The organism is Tardiphaga sp. 42S5 (assembly GCF_034044155.1).
In the GTDB taxonomy this organism is placed as follows: domain Bacteria; phylum Pseudomonadota; class Alphaproteobacteria; order Rhizobiales; family Xanthobacteraceae; genus Tardiphaga; species Tardiphaga robiniae.
Map to the genome: position 1 here is coordinate 1852527 of NZ_CP139027.1, position 20179 is coordinate 1872705.

The following is a 20179-nucleotide window of genomic DNA, read 5'->3' on the forward strand; positions in this document are numbered from 1 at the left end:
CTTTCCTCGGACGATCAGGAGAGTTGCAGAACATACCTACGGGAACATAGTCTCGGGCGTTAGAGGGAAATTCAGTCAATGCCGTTGGATCACGAAGGCTCTATTTTCCAGAGCGGGTTGTCGATCGAGTCGAAACTCGAACGTGCGCGTGAAGAGCTTCTTGATCTTTCCGCGCGCAACCGCCTGCTTAACATGCCGCGTTCATCAAAGAGCGCGAAAACCATCGAGATTCTTGACGAGAAGACCGACCAGATTTTCCGTCTTTTCATCAACGAGGGGCGGACCTTCACTTTTCTGGCCGGCCGTCCGGATCGAAAAGTCGACGACGAAAACTCTGAAGAGAGTGAGGATGTCGAGCTTGCTCAACCAACCGATGCCGCAGATGTGGATGAGCGCGGCATGGCAAGCCGCCACTTTGATACCAAATTCCAGACGCGTATGACGCCGACAGGGCTGCAGAAGCGCCTACTTGACCTTTATCACGACGCCCGGACTCTAGAGGAAGAGCAGGGCGTCAACATCTTATTCTTAGCGCTTGGTACGCTGAAATGGATTGATCCGAACAACAAGGACAACATCCGTTATGCGCCGCTTGTTCTCGTGCCAGTGAAGCTGGAGCGAGGCACAGCAGGCGAGAAATTCAAGCTCCGCGTGCGCCCGGAGGAACTCACCGGGAACCTCTCACTCGAGGCATATCTCGACCGTGTCCATAAGCTTCGCCTGCCTCCGTTCGAGGTCGACGATGAATCTTTGCCGGGCCCTTACTTCGAACAAGTCGCGCACGCGATTTCGACAAAGCCGGACTGGAGTGTCAATCCAGACGAAATGGTGCTGGGTTTTTTCTCGTTCGCGAAGTTTCTCATGTATCGCGATCTTGATCCAGAGCTGTGGCCAGCGACCGGTAAACTCACGGATCAGCGGATTGTGCGCGCGTTGTTGTCGGATGGCTACCCTCCCGGCCTGCCAGCGCTTTCGGATGACGATCCAATCGATCCGCACATTACGCCGGCCGAGATGCTGCATATTGTGGATTGCGACAGCTCGCAGACGTTGGCTGTCCACGATGTTCGTTGCGGTACCGACCTGGTCGTGCAGGGCCCGCCGGGGACAGGCAAGTCGCAAACGATTGCCAATATCATTGCGTCGGCCATCGTAGACGGCAAATCTGTGCTCTTCGTAGCAGAGAAAATGGCGGCGCTGGATGTGGTCAAACGCCGGCTTGACCAGGCAGGTGTTGGAGACGCTTGCCTTGAGCTCCACAGTCATAAGGCGAACAAACGCGCGGTGCTCGACGAACTTCGGCGCACCTGGGAGCTTGGTTCTCCCCGAGGGGAGTCTACGTCGGAAATTTCAGATAGGCTGTTGGTTGCGCGGGATGATCTCAATAGCCACGCCGAGCGCATGCATCAATCTTTTCGAACGACTGGGCTGACTCCGTTTCAGGTGATTGGTCAGCTCACGCGCTTGCGCCGTGAGGGACAAGGCCCAGTTGAGCTCGCGCTCCCGCAAGCACCCTTCTGGACTCCAGAAGACCTAGCCAAGTGCCGAAGTATCCTCAATGAGCTAGCCGAGCGAGTCGACGACATCGGTCAGCCGAGCGTTCATCCTTGGCATGGTATCGGTCTGTCGGTAGTGTTGCCAACAACTCTTGAACGGTTGATGCCTCGCATAGAGGCAATTGCTCAGTCGACCGAACGTCTTCAGCAACTTGTCTACGAGCTGGCCGAGCAGCTGGAACAGACCCCATCGAGGTCTATCGAAGAGACAGCACCTCTATCACGCCTTGCGGCAACTATCGGCGCTGCGCCTTCATTGGTGCCCGCGGCGTTGACCTCCCCGGTCTGGGAACAGCGACCAACCGATATTATTGCAGCCATCCGGACGGGATCGTTGCTTCAGAAGTCGGCAGAGGAGCTGAGGCCCCATGTTACCGAGAGCGCGCTTGAGGCACCCGTAAGGGCCCTGCTTGAAAGCCTCGCTTGGTTATCAACCGACGCGACCGCAGATATATTTGAGAAGGCTTCCATAGTTGCGCAGATTCTGCCGCAGTTGAAGGACGATGTCGCCCGTCTCGAAGCGGAGTTGCGCACCACAACACCCGCTACGGACATTGCCAGCGTTGCCCGCCTGCTGACTATCGGCGAGCGGGTCGCCGTCGCCCCAGACGCAAGCCCAGAAGCTTTCATCGCGACGGTCTGGGACCACGGCGTAGAACAAGCAGCCGACCTTGTGGATGCGGTCGCTTCGCTCGAAGCCTTGCGCGCCGACCTTGGCGACAAGGTTCTCGACATCGCTTGGTCGGCGGATGTGGCAAGCACTCGTCAGGTGCTCGCCACCAACACGGGGATTTTTCGTCACTTTAGCGGAGAATGGCGTAAGGCGCGCGCGCTCGGCAGATCGATCCTGCGAGACAGTAACCAGCCAGAGACCGAGATCGTCAAGCTGCTTGACGTTCTTATGAAAGCCCAAACTGCGCTAGCCATGGTTCGCGCGGGCGATAGCTTCGGTCGCTCAGCATTTGGAGCCGATTGGCGTGGGGAGCGCTCCGCATCAGCTCCATTAGCAGCAATCGTTGCGTGGATGAGAACCTTGCGTGGCCTCGGCGCTGAGCCTCGCATCATCGCTGGAAATCTAGCTGAACGCTCAGAAGTTGCGCGACGAACAGAAAACTTGCGCAAGCGCCTCGCCGCCCTGCGTCCGGCACTCAGCGACTTTTGGACGAGCTTGGGGTCTCGCGCAACAGAAGCGTTTGTGGACGCAGGCGGCAGCGAGCGTATCGGCATCGATCGCCTGCAGGAACGCACCGCTGTGCTTGTCGACGCTGAGCGCGAGATCAACCAGGTGCTGATCAATCCACCCATCGCGCTAAGTGAACGCTTGCAGCGTCTCGAAGCTATCTTAGCCTGGCAACAACTTGACCGACAGCTAAAGGCAATCGGGCCCCTTGGGCAGGAAGCATTCGGAGACGCTTGGCAAGGTGACCGCTCTGACTGGTTGACGTTGGCGCGCGCGACGGACTGGATGACCAAGTACGTAGCACTTCGCCATCTGGCAGCTCGAGTGCAAGACCGCAACGCTGCTCGCCAAGACGGAGAGAAGCTCGCCGCCGCCACGTCACCTTTATTGGCTGGTTTAACAAACGTCTTGGAAGCGTTAGAAACGACATCACAACGCCTCTTTGGGGAAGGGCCGTTGCAGGCTGTTTCGATCGCGACGCTGACATCTCGCCTCGGCAGCTGGATCGCGGCGCCGGAACAGCTCTCGAAATGGGTCAGCTACAATACTCGTGTAGACCATGCTCGCAAGCTTGGCCTCTCTGATTTCGTCGACCATATGAGTGACGGTCGCCTATCAACGCAGGTCGCACGTTCAACCTTCGATATGGCCTATTACGAGGCCGTATTCAGCGAAATCGTCAAGGAGCAACCGGATATTGCGCGCTTTGACGGCCAACTACATTCCAAGCTGGTCTCAGAATTTGCGAATCTAGATAAAGCCCGGATGGCGTCTGCCTCGCTACAGGTCGTACGCGAACATCATCGTAGGATCCCCGCGCAAGGCGGCGTGGGAGCCGTCGGCACGTTGCGTGCGGAGATGGCGCGACGACGCGGGCACATGCCAATTCGTCAGCTAGTCCAACGCGCCGGATCCGCGGTTCAGGCACTGAAGCCCGTGCTGATGATGAGTCCGCTCTCGGTCGCCCAATTCCTAACTCCGGGCAAGATGACATTTGACTTGCTAGTCATGGATGAGGCCAGCCAAATCCAGCCTGTCGACGCGATTGGCGCCATAGCTCGCTGCCGGCAGGTTGTGATCGTGGGTGACGATAAACAGCTCCCCCCGACAAAGTTTTTCGCGAAGCTGACGGGGGCCAGCGATGAGAATGACGACGACGACAGCGCTCAGGTCGCCGACATCGAGAGCATCCTTGGGCTGTTCACTGCACGCGGCGTTCCTCAACGCATGCTGCGTTGGCATTACCGCAGTCGGCATCAATCTCTAATCGCCATCTCAAACACCCAGTTCTACGAGAGTAAGCTCTTCATCGTGCCGAGCCCGTATACTCAAGAGGCCGGAATGGGCTTGCGGTTCAGCCATGTGCCGGACGGGATCTTTGACTCTGGCGGCACAACCGCAAATATGATCGAAGCGCGCAGGGTTGCCGAGGCAATTCTGACGCACGCAAAGCAACAGCCGAAGCTTTCGCTCGGTGTCGCAACCTTCTCTGTCAGTCAGCGCCGCGTTATCCAGGAAGAGGTCGAACGGCTACGCAGGCTCAATCCGGAGACGGAAGAGTTCTTTCACAGTCATCCGAGCGAACCGTTTTTTGTCAAGAATCTCGAGAACGTGCAGGGCGATGAACGCGATGTCATCATGATTTCTGTGGGCTACGCCCGCGGGGCCAACAGTCCCTTGAGCATGCGGTTTGGTCCTCTCGGGGCGGAAGGTGGGGAACGCCGGTTGAACGTTCTGATCAGCCGTGCGAAACGGCGCTGCGAGGTGTTTGCCTCGATTACCGATGAGGATATAGATCTCGCCCGCGCCAAGGGCAAAGGTGTATTCGCCTTAAAGCTGTTCCTGCAGTATGCCCGGACCGGCCGGCTGCAGATGTCGCAAGCCACGACGCGCGATCCCGACAGCGTCTTCGAAGAGCAGGTCGCTGCTGCTCTCCAAGAGAGTGGCTATCAAGTTCACCCGCAGGTGGGCATCGCCGGGTTCTTCATTGACCTAGCTGTTGCCGATGCTGAGCGACCTGGCCGGTACCTGATCGGTATTGAATGTGACGGTGCGGCATATCATGACGCGCGCTCAGCTCGCGATCGCGATCGGCTGCGGCAAGCGGTGCTTGAAGACCATGGCTGGATCATCCATCGGATCTGGAGCACGGACTGGTTCCAGCGCCCACGAGAGCAGCTCCAGCGCACGATAGAAGCTATCGAGGCGGCGAAACGCGAATTGGACGAACGGCTTGAACGTAGCGATCAGATAAGTCGCGCTGTTCCTGTGCGGATCGTCACAGTCGACCGCGGTGAGGTGACCGAGATCGGCCTCGCGGAAGCAACCGTCGAGACTGGTGTGCCGGCTTATATCGAGGCAACGCCACGACGGCCGGGCGCATACGAGCTTCATGAGACGCCGGTTGGGCTGCTCGCCGAGTTGGTCGAGCGAGTCGTTTCCGTCGAAGCGCCAGTTCACGTTGACGAGGTGGTGGCGCGGCTCAAGAGTGCATGGTCTTATCAACGCGCCGGCGGTCGCATTCAATTGGCCGTTGAGCAAGCGGTGAGCTTGGCAAAATCGCGCGAAACAATAAGACAAGATGGGCACTTCCTTTTAGCAGCAACGACGGTGCCGGTCTTAAGGGACCGATCGTACGCCGCATCGCCTGGACTGCGACGACCAGAAATGATCGCGAGTGCGGAGTTAGCAGCCGGAATCAAGCAGCTTGTAACGTCAAGCTTCGGCGCAACGGAGGATGAGATTGTGCAGACGATCTCGCGCCAACTCGGCTTTAAAGCCACCAGCGCGCAACTCAAGACGTCTATTCTCCAAGCCATCCAAGAAATGCAAGAGCGAAAGGAGCTCGTTAAAGATGGCGCGATGTGGATGCCCTCGGCCGATACGAACATAAGCAGTTCGCGCCATTCGCAACTGGCCTCACCTCATAAGTTTGCCCAAGAGAGCACTTGAATAGTCCGTTCTATCCAAGGTCATTTATTAGGAATTCGCTTGCCGCACGATCAGGACAGCCTGCTGATGGCTTCCATCGACGTACCTGGTCACATTCCATAACATCCGAACGGCGAACATGCAGTAGGAGCAAAGCTAGAATGTCAGCACAGAGCAAAGTTCAGATGTCAGTTTCCTGTCCTTTTGGGGACGCTGCAGGCTTTCGTTTCAGTGAGCGTGTTCGGGTCGTTGGCTAGACGCCTCGATAATGGTCCGCAGTACAGAGAGTTGATCTTCTGTCTGCGCCGCGAGACGCCCGGAAACTTCGCGATTGGCTGCCGACTTCAATCAGAGCTTGCTGCAGTCCGAGCTCTCTACACCGCACCGTCGTCGGGGATGTTCAGCAAACCTCCGCACGCCTTGCAGTGGACCGCATCGCGGTCGTGGCGCTGAAGCCCGCAAGCCGAACATTTGAACCGCACCTTGCTGGGGTTGAACAGCACGCGTGCGAGATTCAGAAACAGCGTCACGCCGAAAATCATGATCGCCACGGTGATCAGCCGGCCCATGGTGCCGGGCAGGGTGATATCGCCGAATCCGGTGGTGGTCAGCGCGGTGACGGTAAAATACAGCGCGTCGGCATAGTTGGCGATGTGAGGATTGGTATGGCGCTGGGTCTCGTAGACGACACCGGTCATCACAAAGATGAACACCGACAGATTGGCCAGCGCGGACAGCACCTCTTCGTGACGACGAAACAGCGCGCTGTCGCGGCGCAGATGTTCGAGCACACGAAACGTGCGTAGCATACGCAGGGTTCGCAGCACGCGCAGAAAGCCGGCGGCTTCACCGCTTGCGGATGCCAGCAGCGATCCGATCGCAGCGATATCGGTCCACGTCGTCAGTCGCATCAATTCGCGCAGCGGGCGACGGATTGCGATAAAGCGCGCTATGAACTCGATGAGGAAAATCGCGCCGAAGGTTAGGTCGAGCACGCGCGTGGTCTCGCCACGGGGCAGGAACGAGGTCGCGATGATGAACAGCAGAGAGACGAAGTCGAATGCCAGCAGTCCATACAGGAACCAGCGGGTCTGCGCGCTGTGCCCCTCGTAGAGTTGCCGCAGGCGATGGCGAAACCGGCGAAATGGCGTTCTCGGCGCGGGTATGTCGCCCGAATGGGGAATGCTCATCGCGTCACTTTGGGATAGAAACGACGCCACCTCAACCCGGCGAGTAAGCGATATCGTGCAATGTCCCGATATGGCGTCATCCGCTTGCGGCCAGTACCAGGCGCGCAGCTCGTCGCGGCGACGCCGTTCTTAGAAGGAGAATGGGTGGCGTCGCTCGCTTCGCCACGTCATCCTGCGGGGTGGCGCGTCTTTTTTGCGATTGATTGTCATCGAAGCCTATGAACTTTCCAGCCTTCCGGTCTTTCATGTAGGATACAGATTATCAGGAGCGAGCCATGTCAGCACGTACGCAGATCTCAAAGACACCTCGGGATCACTTCATGGAAATAGCACAGGCCGAGATGGATGAGTTCGAAAGGCGAGAGCGCGAACTGAGGCGCAAGGCCAAGAGAGACCGTGCTGCGGAACTGAAACTGCCCATCGATGTCGGTCGCGGTTCCCTAATGCGATGATCCGCCACACGGCGTTTACAAAACTGTCACATCGGTTTGTCCGGTATCTGAGTTAGATTGCTATGGCCCCCCTCCAGGTTGGAGCGTTGGGCCACTTAGCGTTTGGATAGCCGTCGAATGCAACAGCAGCGCGAAGTCGGCCGGCAAGAGCTTGCGAAAGCAGTTCTTGATCGTTTGCGGCAAAGGCCGGGTTTCGAAACCGTGTCCGACGTCAGCATCTCTGAGATCAACGATCCCGAGGCTAGCAGCAACTGGCGCGCGTCCGTCCTTGAAAAGCATCGCAACGATGCTCTCGACATCAAGCGGACGGTTGAGCAGATTCAGGGCGAGTTGCGGCCCCTATACAGACTTCGGCCAGAGTCCGCTTAACGGCCGTCGCACAAAACCGGCACTGTGCGGAGCTGGCGGCAATTGATCCCGATACCATTGCAGACGCGAGCGCTAGCCCGGTTTCTGAAGTCCCGGAGAATCGAGCCAGCCACTCATCTGCGACGCGGTTTCAAGCTGCCGCGCGAGCCGCAACAATCCCTCGCGCTCGGCACCAGCGGCAAGCGACTTGGCCCTTACGCGCAGCTCTTGCGCCTCTTCTTTCCATTTTTTGGTCGACGCCATGTTCATCCACGGCTTGTAACAGACAGAACGACCGGGAAAACCTCATTTGCGGTTTTACGAGGATTCGGTGATGCAAATCTTTGCGCGATGCGCAGTCCTACGATTTCAAGCCATTTGCGTGTCGGTATGACGGGCAAAGCAACGCGTCGACAACGAGCCGAGGCGAAAATGGATGAGCGCCGACTTTAGCGGACAGTGGTCGGACTAGGATGCCAAGGTCGGTGGGCTGCGAAAAGCGCTATTTGAGAAGAGTTGCCGCTCACGGTCCGCCATCGCGATGTCTGCGATAAGCACCAGCGACGACATCGAGTGGCTTTTTCTGCTCAATAATCGAGATCCGATAGAAACGTCGTATTTACGATCTCTAGCTTCTTTGACCGCCAATACTCGAACATAGTAGCACGTCGGTTTTCATAAACTGTTGCAAGGTAATCGTAACACTGTACGCCAGTGTGCTCTATTCCGAAGTACTCAACCTGAACCGCGAAGCTCTCTTCGCGATCTTGGCGATCTGCGATCTCCGCATAATAGACTGTTTGGTCATAAGCTCCTAAGACCCAGCACAACTGATGATGGGATGGAACAGTTGTCGTCGCGGCGAGCGAAGGTGTCGTGGCAAAGCAGAGTAGTAGAGCCGCAGCGCTCTGCCGTTTTTGCCAAACTCTCATACGTTTGTCATCTCACCGGGCTTGGCGCAAAGACGGCGTCTGCGCCTTTACGAGATTGGCGGCTTCACGTTGAGCGTAATCAGTCGGGGGTAGCGTCGATGCGATGACGAGTGCAAGGATAACGGCCGCTGTATAGAGCGCAACTACGGATACGGCCCACTTGCGGTGCGTACGACGGTCCTCTGGCGAGAGATTTTGTAGAAAGCGTTTCATGGAATTCCTCCACAGCTTGCCATGGTTATAGCGAGCGTTCGGAGGGACCACTGTGACCGACGTCACATCTTTTGTTGTTATCTTGTGGCCTGCGCGAGACGACGTCGGAACGCCGTGTCCAGGCGAATTATACATTCGCTCGTCAACCCAGATCCGACCGGAACCGATATGACGACTTCAAGGATAGCGTCGGGCATCGAGCAAGTATAATACGTCAGCGCTTCGGTCCTGCAGCCCTTGGTGCCAGCGCCTGCATGGTTAAACGGTGGACGTCGTCTCGCATGTTGTTGAGAGCGTGGGCTCGGTGGCCAGCCTGCAAGGCTTGGTCGATGCGGCCGGCGGTCAACTCTTGCAAAAGTGACATTTGCACTTTGCTAGTACGCCATCGGAACTCCAACTCCCATCGGGCGAGGGACGGGAAAGCCTAGGTTCCACCAAGTTTCGAACACCTGGGACACGACCGTTTTCGGCCGCCGCCGATAAAACCCGATTCACCTAGTTCGGTGCTGCGTTGCGACCAGGGCAACGTCGGCTAAGAGAGAGCCTGGGTTCATGTTGGAGCTGCAGGCTTTGGTGAATCCACAGCGGCTCTATGAGTGCAGCGCCGTGGTTCCAGAACGCGCATCTAGCTTTTGCGCAGCGATTACGACTTCGAGGCGATTGCGGACCTGAAGCTTTTGCATCAGGAGTGTCATGTAATGCTTCACGGTTTTTTCACTGATATGGATTGTCAGTGCAATCTCCTTGTTTGTTTTTCCATGCAACAGGAGACGGACGATTTGCTGTTCGCGCGTGCTAAGCTTGACCGCTTCCGCAGCCCGTCGGCGCAATGACGTGTCTCTCAGTGCCGCAATAACGCGGCTTGCAAAATGCTGAGTAATGTAAGTCTCACCCCCAACGGAAGCCATTATAGCGTCTATGAGTTCGCGAGCGCTGCTGCCCTTTAACACGTAGCCGCTTGCGCCTGAATCAAGCGCCCGAATTGCTGGTTCAACCCCTGTTGCGGCTGTGAAGGCAATAACCTTAGTCGACGGTTCCAAAGTGACTGTTGAAGTTATGGCCGCGTAGACGTCTCCAGGCATATTTAGGTCAACCACCATGACCTGTGGTCTTGTCGTCCTGCAGATTTCAATCACGTCGTTCGCTGAACCGCCGGTGGCCAGAATTTCAAACCCGCCAGTTCGCAGGAGCAATGAACTAACTGCTTCGACCATCAATGGATGGTCGTCTATCAACGCAATGGAGATCATGTCCGAACGCCCCACAATGTGGCCGAGATCTCTATGAATAAACGCGCATAAAAAATATGCACACAGATTAAGCGCTCCAAGATCAATGTGTAAATAGAAATTCTTGCGGCTGCCCTCATCGCCTTTCGGGGTACTCATTTTTAGTCGGCCGCTAATGCCGCGGAAAGGTGACTTTCACGCACATTGTTTCCTCGGTTCGATTTGTACTGAAGCTGCCACCCAAGGCTTCGACACGGCGGCGCAGCCCGGGCAGCCCTAGTCCGCCTATGCGCATCTTGTTCTCAAACGAAAATTGCGCACGATTGGTGATGGTGATGGTGATGCACTGATTAGTTTCGTATGCGACTAAACGCTGCTCTTGGCCCTTTCCGTGAATGTAAGCATTATTCAGCCCCTGCTGAACCACGCGAAATACGCATACACGAAGTGCTGCGGATGCTTCAAACGCTATTGGGCCTACTGTGCGTTTGACCGATGTGCCTGTGATCTTCTCATGATGATCAATAGCAAAATTCAAAGTTTCCGCGATGCTAAGTCCATCGAGTTCGGGTAACACGAGGCCAACTGAGATGTCGCGCAGTTCCCGGAGAATGGCGGCTGTAAGATCTTCGACATTGATTTTTAGCTCGCTTTCTGATTTATCAATGTCCAGCTCCGAGTGATTTTGATAATTTAGTTCGCTGAGCTTGAGAGCAAGAATGCTGACTAGTTGCACTGGACCATCATGCAGATCTTGACCGATCTGACTCAGCAAGCGCTCGTTTGAGTGAAATACATCATCCTTCAGCGCCTCGGAGATTTGTCGAAGCTCAACGTTCTGAATTGACAGCGCCGTGGCTTCGGTTACCCTTTTTTGAAGTTCCCGTCGCTGGTCAGTCACAATGGCGCTCGCCCGCCACACCAGGAATAGAAGAGCCAGCATCATTGGGGCAGTTACCGCGCCTACGACACCTATGGCAGCCCAGCGAAACGACTTCAATTCAGACTGCAAGCGAAGGCCGCTATTATAAATTTCACCTACGGCAATGATTTCACGGGTACCGCTTCGATAAATTGGCGCGTATATCTCTATAAGAGGCAGCTCCAGATGTCGTTCTGCTTGGTTCTCTTCCTTTCCTAAATTGGTCAGCGAGCCAAATGCGCTGCCACGAAAGGCAGTGTCCAATTGAAGCGACGGAAATTTCTGGCCGACTAGCTGTTTGTCAGTCGCAAATATCAGCGTGCCGTCCCGCAACCAGATCTTTACAGCCTTGGTGCGGTCGCCAAGTGCTATTTTCAATAATTCGTCCAGTTTTTCTGTCTGCGGCTGCGAAAGCGTCTTGGACGTAGCAAGTTCTTGGAGGGACGGGCCGAGGAGTATGTCGATTACAATGGCGCCTTCCTCCGCAGCAGTCTGCATCAGGCTGGACTCAAGCTGGCGGGAGATGAAGAAGGACAGGAGAGCCATCGAAAGGAAAATAGTAGCGGCGGCTGCGCTCAAGAACTGCCGAAGGAGTCTTGGTCGTTTGCCGAGACCGCCGGATTGCAAAAACATTCGGCCTCCATTGCGCAGCATGGTCGCGAGCTTGGCAATTTTAACTTTTTCAGTTGATTGTCCAGGCTTTTACTCTGTTGGCCGTCTTTTTAAGATGGCAGGCGGAGATTAATGCTTCGAGCCGATTTCTAGCGTGCATTCTCTGCGTCAGGCGTGCCACGTGGTGTTCAACATCCGTCTTGCAAATCCGCAGAGCGTCGCTGATCTCCTCATTAGACTGATCGCGCACAAGTAATCGAATGATCTGTTCGTCGCGCATAGTCAACGTTACCGCTTCCGCAGCTCTTCGACGAAGCGTTTCATTTTTTAAATAAATGGCAGCCTGATCCGAAAAAGCTTTCGTGATATATGTTTGGCCTTGATCGACAGCCACGATGGCACTCAGAAGGTCCGCTGTGGCGTTGAATTTAAACACATAACCCATCGCGCCCGCGTTTAGTGCCCGCACAGCAGGCGCTACGCCGGAGGCGGCGGTAAAAATCAGTACTTTCGTTTCGGGCGACAAGAGGGGCACAATCTTTATTGCGCTAAAAATGCTTCCTGGCAGATCGACATCAGTTATCAAAACGCGCGGCCGGCTTCTGGACGCGATACAAATTACGTCATTGGCGTTTGTCCCGGTGTCTACGATTTTAACGCCCGGCGTTCGGCCGACCAGAGCGCTGACCGCCTCGATCATCAGTGGATGGCCGTCCACCACAGCAATATCCACCACTTTCATTGCTTTTGGCCTCGCTAAATAATCAACGAAGGACGATCAGCTTGTCGAGAACGCTGAGCATTGATGAGTGTCAGGCAATTTGCATGCTTAGAAAACGCGCCGTCGGGGACGTTCCGTGTATTCTGTGCCGGCACCGCCGATGTAGTTGACGTGACTTCACGGCCGGCGAGACAATCTTCGTGAAGATCGCATTAGAAAAGAATGTCAGGGGACGATCGTTCCTCATTCTCTATCGTCTGATTGCTTGTGGTCAAGCTGCTGGGTGTCGGGCAATGCCCGCCTGACTTCGCGGTGCACCAGATTCTCCCGCTGCAGCTCGGATCGCTATCAATTTACCGATCCTCAGACAAAGGTCCGATGATAGTGCGACCTTTGACTTAGCGACGCTCAGACCTTTCTCAGTTTCTCCGAAGCCGGAGCAGGCGCAACTTGTAGAGCATCTCGACCGTCAGAAAAATGGCCAGACCCGTGGCCAATGACGGCATGGCTCTAGCAACAGGAGAGCACTATGGTCTCGTACATCAGAAGCGATCTCGATTTCATCCTCGCGCAGATCAAGATCGCTGAGGACCATGCGTTGTTCGAACGGACGGGCGGTGCTCAGGGCAAACCCCTGTTCGGACCGACCGGGTCCATACCGACCTACAATCTTAGTTGGGGCCTGCGCACGGTCGATGGCACGTACAACAACTTGCTGAATCCGGAGCTGGGCGCCGCAGACAATGAATTTCCCGAGGGGCTGGGCACCCAATTCCGCACCATCATGGTCGATCCCGACGGGCCGGGGCCCGCGCCGATGGTGCCCGTCACCTATACGCCGGGTGTCGATAATGACGGCCCCGGATCCGCCGCTCCCGGCGATGTGTTCGATCCCTATGTCCGAACGATCTCCAACCTGATCGTGGATCAGACGCTGGGCAACCCGTCGGCCATTTTGACCGGGCTGCAGCGCGCCGGGATCGTGGCGCCGGCTGACCAGATGGCTGTCACGGCGCAAATTTCGGCGGCTTACGCGCCGCTCGCCGATGAGTTCAAGGCTGTGTCCGACGCCGAACGGGCGGACGCGGAAGCGCAGGCTGCATTATCCGCCAGCCCGGGCAATCCGGATCTTCAAGCTGCCGCGGCAGCCACCGCGGCGGCCTTGTCGGCAGCACAGGCGGCGCTGGATACTGTTGATGATGACCTGATGGCGCTGCTCACCGCCAACGGCATCGAGCTCGAAGGAGCCAACGTCAAGATCACCAACACGGCCCCGGACGAGGGCCTGTCGGCACCCTTCAACTCATGGTTCACACTCTTCGGCCAGTTCTTCGATCACGGGCTCGACCTTGTCGCCAAGGGCGGCAACGGCACGGTATTCATCCCGCTGATGCCGGACGATCCGCTATACGTTCCCGGTGGTACGACTAATTTCATGGTGCTGACCCGCGCCACCTTGGCGGGACCTGGCGCCGATGGCGTGATGGGAACTGCGGACGATACCGACCGTCCCGTCAACACCACCACCTCGTTCGTTGACCAGAACCAGACCTATACCTCGCACCCGTCGCATCAGGTGTTCCTGCGGGAATATGAGCTTAACGCCGCTGGCGAGCCGGTTGCAACCGGCCGACTCATCGAGGGCGCCAATGGTGGGATGGCGACCTGGGCCGACCTGAAGGCTCAGGCACGCAACATCTTGGGAATCGAACTGGTCGACGCTCATGTCGGCAATCTGCCTCTGCTTGCTACCGACCAGTACGGCAACTTCATCCCGGATCCTATTACAGGTTTCCCGCAGGTCGTGATGGCGGGGCCGCCACAGTTCTTGGCTTCGGGCACCCCTGACGCTCCGCTGAGTCTCGTGAATACCGTGCCGGATGGTCCGGACGCCGATGCGCTGCCTGACCTGGTCCATCTGGCAGTCCGCACCGGCCACGCCTTCCTTGCCGACATCGCTCACAATGCGGTTCCAACAGGCCTCCAAGATGGCGATATCGAGATCGGGCTCGGCAATGGTGACGGCAGCGCGACTGACGGGTTCTATGACAACGAACTCCTCGACGCGCATTTCGTCGCCGGTGACGGCCGCGCAAACGAGAACATCGGCCTGACCGCCGTCCACCATGTTTTCCACTCTGAGCACAACCGGCTCGCCGAACACACCAAGGCCGTCGTATTGGCCGACGCTACAGCTCTGCTCGACGGTGGTGCATCGCAGGCGGAGGCGGTCGCTTTCCTGAACGAATGGCTGATCGATGACGTGGCGAGCGTGCCGGCCAGCCCGGCAGACCTCATTTGGGATGGCGAACGCCTGTTCCAAGCGGCCAAGTTCGGCACCGAGATGCAGTATCAGCATCTGGTGTTCGAGGAATTCGCCCGCAAGATCCAGCCCAACATCAACGTCTTCCTGGTTCCCGACGGTTATGACGTGACGCTCGATCCCTCGATCGTCGCCGAGTTCGCTCATGTGGTTTATCGCTTCGGTCACTCTATGCTCACCGAAACGATTGATCGCTTCGACCCAACCTTCAACGCCGACCATATCGGCCTGATCGAGGGCTTCCTCAATCCGCTGCAGTTCATGAACAACGGCACCACCGGGACGGTCGATGCCGACATCGCGGCAGGCGCCATCATCCGCGGCATGACGCGACAGGCGGGCAACCAGATCGACGAGTTCGTCACCAGCGCCTTGCGCAACAACCTGCTGGGTCTGCCGCTCGATCTCGCGACCATCAACCTCGCTCGCGGCCGTGACACCGGCGTGCCGACTCTGAACGAGGCCCGGCAGCAGTTCTATGAGGCAACCAACGAAGACTCCCTGCTCAAGCCCTATGAGAGCTGGGTCGATTTCGCCGGTCACCTCAAGAACGAAGCCTCGATTATCAACTTCATCGCCTCCTACGGCACCCATGCGCTGATCACGAGTCAGGCGACGCTTGAGGGGAAGCGCGACGCGGCGCTGACCATCATTAGCGGCGTTTCTGTCGGCGGCCTTGCGGTTCCGGCAGACGCGTCTGACTTCCTCAACGGTCTGGGCGCCTATGGCGCAGCCGGGGCGCTTGGCGGTCTTAACAACGTCGACCTCTGGATCGGCGGCCTTGCCGAAGCGACCATGCCCTTCGGTGGCATGCTTGGTTCGACCTTCAACTTCGTCTTCGAAGTCCAGATGGAGAACCTGCAGAGCGGCGACCGGTTCTACTACCTGCAGCGCCTCGATGGTCTGCATCTGTTCGGTGAAATGGAGAACAACTCCTTCGCCGCATTGATCATGCGCAATACCGATGCGACGCACCTGCCGTCGGATGTGTTCTCCACTCCCGGTCTCATCCTGGAAGTGGATACAACCCGGCAGTTCAACGACCTGAACGGAGACGGAATTCTTGAGAGCACCGATCCGGTGGGCGGCGGCATCCTGACACCCCTGGTGGTCCGCAACGACCCGACGACCCCCGGCACAGACACAAACTACCTGCGCTACACCGGCGGCGAACACGTGGTTCTCGGCGGCACTGAGCTCGCGGACACGTTGATTGCCGGTATCGGTGACGACACGCTGTTCGGCGACGGTGGCAACGACAAGCTCGAAGGTGGCTTCGGCAACGACATCATCAACGGTGGCGATGGCGATGACATCATCAAGGATAGCGGCGGCGACGACAACATCAAGGCAGGCGCCGGCAACGACGTGGTTCATGCCGGACCCGGACTTGATCTCGTCATGGGCAATGACGGTCAGGACTTCATCTTCCTAGGCACCGACATGGGCTCGGAGGTCTTCGCCGGAACCGGCAATGACTTCATCTACGGCAACAAGAACGCTGAGCGCATTCTCGGCAACGAGGGCAATGACTGGATCGAAACCGGGACCTTCGACGGCGCGCCGGGCGATAACTTCGACGAGATCTTCTCGCACGACACCATTGACGGGCACGATGTATTCCTGGGCGATGGCGGGTTCGACGAGTTCATCGGCGAGGGCGGCGACGAAATTTTCGTCGGTAGCGCCGGCCGCGGCAAGATGGTGGGCATGTCCGGCTTCGACTGGGCAACCTACAAGGACAATCCGAACTTCGTGAACGCCGACCTGTCGATCCCGATCATATTCGACGAAGCCCCGACGCTGCCCCAGAATGCTGCGCTCGACGAGTATGAGTCGGTCGAAGGCCTGTCGGGCACGCGGTTCAATGACGTGCTGACCGGCACCAACCTACTCGCCGCCGATCGCCTCCCCACTCTCCAAGGGGGTACCGAAGGCTACCAGGGCAGTGCGCTCGACGCCGAAGGCATCGCCTTGATCGCCGGTCTGCAGGCGGTTCTGGGCGCTGGCGTCACTGAATATAGCGCCGGCGACATCATTCTTGGCGGCGACGGCAGCGACCGTATCACCGGCCAGGAAGGCGACGACATCATCGACGGCGACAAATGGCTCGACGTGCAGATCGGAGTTTTCGCACCCGGTGATACCGAGCATGCGGGCACACCGATCGCGCTGCATAATTCCATGACCACCCTTGCAGCCAGCATGTTCAATGGCACCATCAATCCGGGCCAGCTGGGTATCGTCCGCACGATCCGGAACAGCACCACGCAGGAAGCCAATGGCGAGACCGTCGACAGCAACGGTGTTGCAGACGTCGACACGGCCGTGTTCTCCGGCGCACGGGCCGAATATGACATCACCTTCAATCCCAATGGCACCCTGACCGTAGCCCATACCGGGGGTCTGGCGACCGACGGTACGGACACGCTGCGTAACATCGAGGTCCTGGACTTTACCGACCAGGACATCTCGCTGCTGGCCCCGACGCTGGATCTCAACGGCGATGTCACCACCACGACAACCACGACAGCTGCGCAGGCCTATCGTGACACGTTCGATACCGCCGCTCATAACAACAGCAACGGCAGCGTAGCCTGGGGGGGGACACCCTGGATCGAGACCAACGATACCACGACCGGCAATGTGGTTACCGGTGGCCAGATTCAGCTCGACAATGGAACCAACGAGCTGCGCTTCACCGCTGGCGACGGCGCGCAGATCACGCGCACTGTCAATCTCAGCGGCGTGACGACTGCCACGCTTTCATTCGATTACGATCGGAACAACGGCACCAGCAGCATCGATGCCGGCGAGTCCATTGTAGTTCAATACTCTCAGTCCGGATCGTTTGCGCCTGGAAGTTTCACGGTCCTGACGACGATCAACGAAACCTCAGGAGGAGGTGACGGCGCGGATACGTTCAGCGTCGCTCTGAACCTCACTGGTGCAGGTCCGAACTCGGCGATCCGGTTCGTCTCCAGTGCGATCAGCGCCGGCGAATATGTCCTGATCAACAACTTCAACATCGCGACCACAACCACCACGACCACCACTACGCCCGGCACTCCAGGCAATAACTATGTGACGAACTACGCAGAAAATGGCGCTGCCGTCGCAATCGCCGCTGGTTCTCGGATCACCGATGACGGCGTGACCATAGCCTCGGCCCGTGTCATTCTCACAAATGCCAGTGCAGGCGATCTGCTGACGGTACTTGGTGGACTGCCAGGCGGCATCACATCGGCGGTCGACGCCAGCGTTGCCGGTCAGATCACCTTGACCCTGACTGGCAGCACCTCGCTCGCCAACTACCAGACAGCGATCGGGCAGGTCCGCTACTCCAACAACTCGGAGAATCCGACCGTTGGCGCACGCACCCTGCAGGTCACTGTCAATGACGGCTTGCTCGACAGCGCGGTCGCCACGACGACGGTGAATGTTACCGCCACAAATGACGCACCGGCCGCCAATAACGACACGGTCATCACCAATGTAGCCGCGAACACCTCGTTCTCCATTTTGCAGGCAGCCCTGCTCGCCAACGATACGGACCCCGAGGGTTCTCCAATCACCATCACTGCAGTGGGCGGTGCCACCGGCCTTGCAGCTGGACCGGCACTAGGGGCGGGGGTTATCACCCTCTCCGATGATGCGTCAGCCGGCGGCTCCTTCACCTACACCGGCAGCGACGGGACTTTGACCGACCCGGCCACGGTGACGATCAACCGCGTTACCACGGCCAACATCACCGGCACCGGAGCTAACGACATCATCGTCGGCAACACCGCCGTCAATGCGATTACCGGCGGTGCCGGCAATGACCACATCAATGCCGGCGACGGCGGCGACACGGTTAGCGGCGGCACCGGTAGCGACATCATCCTCGCCGGCACCGGTAACGACACCATCAACTGGAATGCCAACGCAGCGGGCGATACCGATGGCTTCGACATGGTCAACGGCGAGGCCGGTGCAACCGACACCTTCGTGGTGAACGGACGAGCCGGCACTGCCGAGACTTTCATAATCTATGCCAGGGCAGCAGCCCTAGCGGCTGGGGTCCAGGTAACCGGAGCCGATAGCGAGATCATCATTACTCGCACGGTCGCCGGCACGACGACGGTCATTGCTGAACTCGACAATATCGAGGAGATCTCGGTCAATACGCTCAATACCACTATCAACAACGGCAACAATCCGACAACTCCGGATGGAGGTACGAGTAACGGCGACACGATCCAGGTCATCGGCAATTTCAATGCGCCGTTCACCAGCCTGAACTTCAGCACCATCACCATCGACGGCAATGCCGGTGACGATACTGTCGACATCTCGGCCCTGACCTCGGCGCACCGCATCGTGTTCCGCTCGAACGGCGGCAACGATACGATCATCGGGACGTTGCGGCCGCAGGACGTGATCCGGCTGCCGGAAGGGGCAGTTCCAGGCGATTACGAGGTCACGACCGATGCGAGCGGCGTGACGACGATGACGAACGCCAGCCAGAGCATCTCCTTCACGAGTCCCAATGGCCTGCCGCAGTTCGGCGACCATGACGACGAGGATGACGACGATACGGCTGGTAACGACGATAGCGATGATGACTGTGACGACGACGATGACACCGATACTGCCGGTTCAGGAACCGGTGGTGTTCGAGCCGGGACGGCTCAGGCCGACGTATTGGTCGGAACGGCACAGGATGACAACATCGTCGCTTTCGACGGAGACGATATCGCGATGGGGCACGCTGGAGCCGATGCGATTTCGGCAGGCGCCGGCGCGGATTTCGTCAATGGCGGTGACGGCAGGGATGTCATCTTCGCCGGCATTGGTGACGACCAGGTGTTCGGTGGTGGCCATGCCGACATCATCTACGGTGATGCAGGTGCGGATCGCATCCTGGGCGAGGCAGGCAACGACCTCATCAATGCCGGTGCAGGAGATGACTCCGTGTTCGGCGGTGCCGGCAACGATCTGATCGTGGCCGAGATCGGCGACGGCAACGACGTCTACTTCGGCGACGACAGTGACGGCGGCAACGGCATCGACACGCTCGACATGTCCGCGGCGACCGTGAACGTTACGGTCAACCTGGGATCCGGGCCCATGTCGAACGGAACGGCGTCCAGTTCCCAGACGGGCAACGACACCATCTGGGGCATCGAAAACGTCAATACCGGGTCCGGCAGCGACACCATCACCGCGAGCAATGCAGTCAACGTGATCCATGGCGGAGCTGGTGGCGACACGTTCAGGTTCACTTCGGCTTCGGCCGCCGAGGGCGACACCATTCTCAGCTTCGAACCCGGTGACCGGCTCGATCTGACGGCCATCGACGCCAGCATCGGCACGGCGGGCGACCAGAGCTTCACGCTGGTCGGCGGCGCCGCCTTCACCGCGGCGGGCCAACTCGCGGTGACCTTCGAGACGCGCGAAAACGGCGAGTTCACCGTCGTCCAGGGTAACATCGACGGGAATACCGATGCGGACTTCAAGTTCGAGGTTGCAGGTCACCATAACCTGACTGCCACGAACGTCGGTCTCTGAGACCAACAGGCAGGCGG

At 58.0% G+C, this 20179-nt stretch carries 10 protein-coding genes; 4 read left to right on the forward strand and 6 right to left on the reverse strand.

The genetic code is table 11. The features are described from left to right. Positions 1 to 78: 78 nt before the first annotated feature. Entirely contained in the window at positions 79 to 5688 is a 5610-nt protein-coding gene (locus SFY93_RS08670; RefSeq protein WP_320446768.1) for a DUF3320 domain-containing protein, read from the forward strand. A gap of 353 nt (positions 5689 to 6041) precedes the next feature. On the opposite strand, the gene SFY93_RS08675 is transcribed toward SFY93_RS08670, so the two are convergent. After that, positions 6042 to 6857, reverse strand: a complete 816-nt coding sequence (locus tag SFY93_RS08675; RefSeq protein ID WP_320446769.1) for an ion transporter — start codon at positions 6855 to 6857, stop codon at positions 6042 to 6044. A gap of 275 nt (positions 6858 to 7132) precedes the next feature. On the opposite strand from SFY93_RS08675, the gene SFY93_RS08680 reads away from it, so the two are divergent. Then, a complete protein-coding gene (locus tag SFY93_RS08680) occupies positions 7133 to 7309 on the forward strand; it encodes a hypothetical protein (RefSeq protein WP_320446770.1) in 177 nt (58 codons plus the stop codon). 117 nt (positions 7310 to 7426) lie between these two features. After that, the gene (locus SFY93_RS08685) at positions 7427 to 7678 is read left to right on the forward strand and encodes a hypothetical protein (RefSeq protein WP_320446771.1); all 252 of its coding nucleotides are present in this window, start codon (positions 7427 to 7429) and stop codon (positions 7676 to 7678) included. Between the two features lie 72 nt (positions 7679 to 7750). On the opposite strand, the gene SFY93_RS08690 is transcribed toward SFY93_RS08685, so the two are convergent. The 5 genes from SFY93_RS08690 to SFY93_RS08705 form a co-directional block, all read right to left on the reverse strand. Further along, positions 7751 to 7921, reverse strand: coding sequence for a hypothetical protein (locus SFY93_RS08690; RefSeq protein WP_320446772.1), 171 nt, complete (start codon positions 7919 to 7921; stop codon positions 7751 to 7753). A gap of 1095 nt (positions 7922 to 9016) precedes the next feature. Next, the gene (locus tag SFY93_RS29670) at positions 9017 to 9199 is read right to left on the reverse strand and encodes a BTAD domain-containing putative transcriptional regulator (protein WP_414717091.1); all 183 of its coding nucleotides are present in this window, start codon (positions 9197 to 9199) and stop codon (positions 9017 to 9019) included. Positions 9200 to 9392: 193 nt separating this feature from the next. Next, positions 9393 to 10190, reverse strand: coding sequence for a LuxR C-terminal-related transcriptional regulator (locus SFY93_RS08695; protein WP_320446773.1), 798 nt, complete (start codon positions 10188 to 10190; stop codon positions 9393 to 9395). Between the two features lie 13 nt (positions 10191 to 10203). Continuing rightward, positions 10204 to 11586: a sensor histidine kinase gene (locus SFY93_RS08700; protein WP_320446774.1), complete on the reverse strand. Its 1383-nt coding sequence runs from the start codon at positions 11584 to 11586 to the stop codon at positions 10204 to 10206. A 49-nt stretch (positions 11587 to 11635) separates the two neighbouring features. Then, positions 11636 to 12307: a response regulator gene (locus SFY93_RS08705; RefSeq protein ID WP_320446775.1), complete on the reverse strand. Its 672-nt coding sequence runs from the start codon at positions 12305 to 12307 to the stop codon at positions 11636 to 11638. 508 nt (positions 12308 to 12815) lie between these two features. Here SFY93_RS08705 and SFY93_RS08710 point away from each other — a divergent pair. Beyond that, positions 12816 to 20162, forward strand: a complete 7347-nt coding sequence (locus SFY93_RS08710) for a peroxidase family protein (protein ID WP_320446776.1) — start codon at positions 12816 to 12818, stop codon at positions 20160 to 20162. The last annotated feature ends 17 nt before the right edge of the window (positions 20163 to 20179 follow it).

What these genes read in the sequence shown, in the direction of transcription:
- SFY93_RS08695 (WP_320446773.1), bottom strand. Translation starts at nt 10,190, where the DNA reads ATGAGTACCCCGAAAGGCGATGAGGGCAGCCGCAAGAATTTCTATTTA.
- SFY93_RS08685 (WP_320446771.1), top strand. Translation starts at nt 7,427, where the DNA reads ATGCAACAGCAGCGCGAAGTCGGCCGGCAAGAGCTTGCGAAAGCAGTT.
- SFY93_RS08675 (WP_320446769.1), bottom strand. Translation starts at nt 6,857, where the DNA reads ATGAGCATTCCCCATTCGGGCGACATACCCGCGCCGAGAACGCCATTT.
- SFY93_RS08700 (WP_320446774.1), bottom strand. Translation starts at nt 11,586, where the DNA reads ATGTTTTTGCAATCCGGCGGTCTCGGCAAACGACCAAGACTCCTTCGG.
- SFY93_RS08680 (WP_320446770.1), top strand. Translation starts at nt 7,133, where the DNA reads ATGTCAGCACGTACGCAGATCTCAAAGACACCTCGGGATCACTTCATG.
- SFY93_RS08690 (WP_320446772.1), bottom strand. Translation starts at nt 7,921, where the DNA reads ATGGCGTCGACCAAAAAATGGAAAGAAGAGGCGCAAGAGCTGCGCGTA.
- SFY93_RS08710 (WP_320446776.1), top strand. Translation starts at nt 12,816, where the DNA reads ATGGTCTCGTACATCAGAAGCGATCTCGATTTCATCCTCGCGCAGATC.
- SFY93_RS08670 (WP_320446768.1), top strand. Translation starts at nt 79, where the DNA reads ATGCCGTTGGATCACGAAGGCTCTATTTTCCAGAGCGGGTTGTCGATC.
- SFY93_RS08705 (WP_320446775.1), bottom strand. Translation starts at nt 12,307, where the DNA reads ATGAAAGTGGTGGATATTGCTGTGGTGGACGGCCATCCACTGATGATC.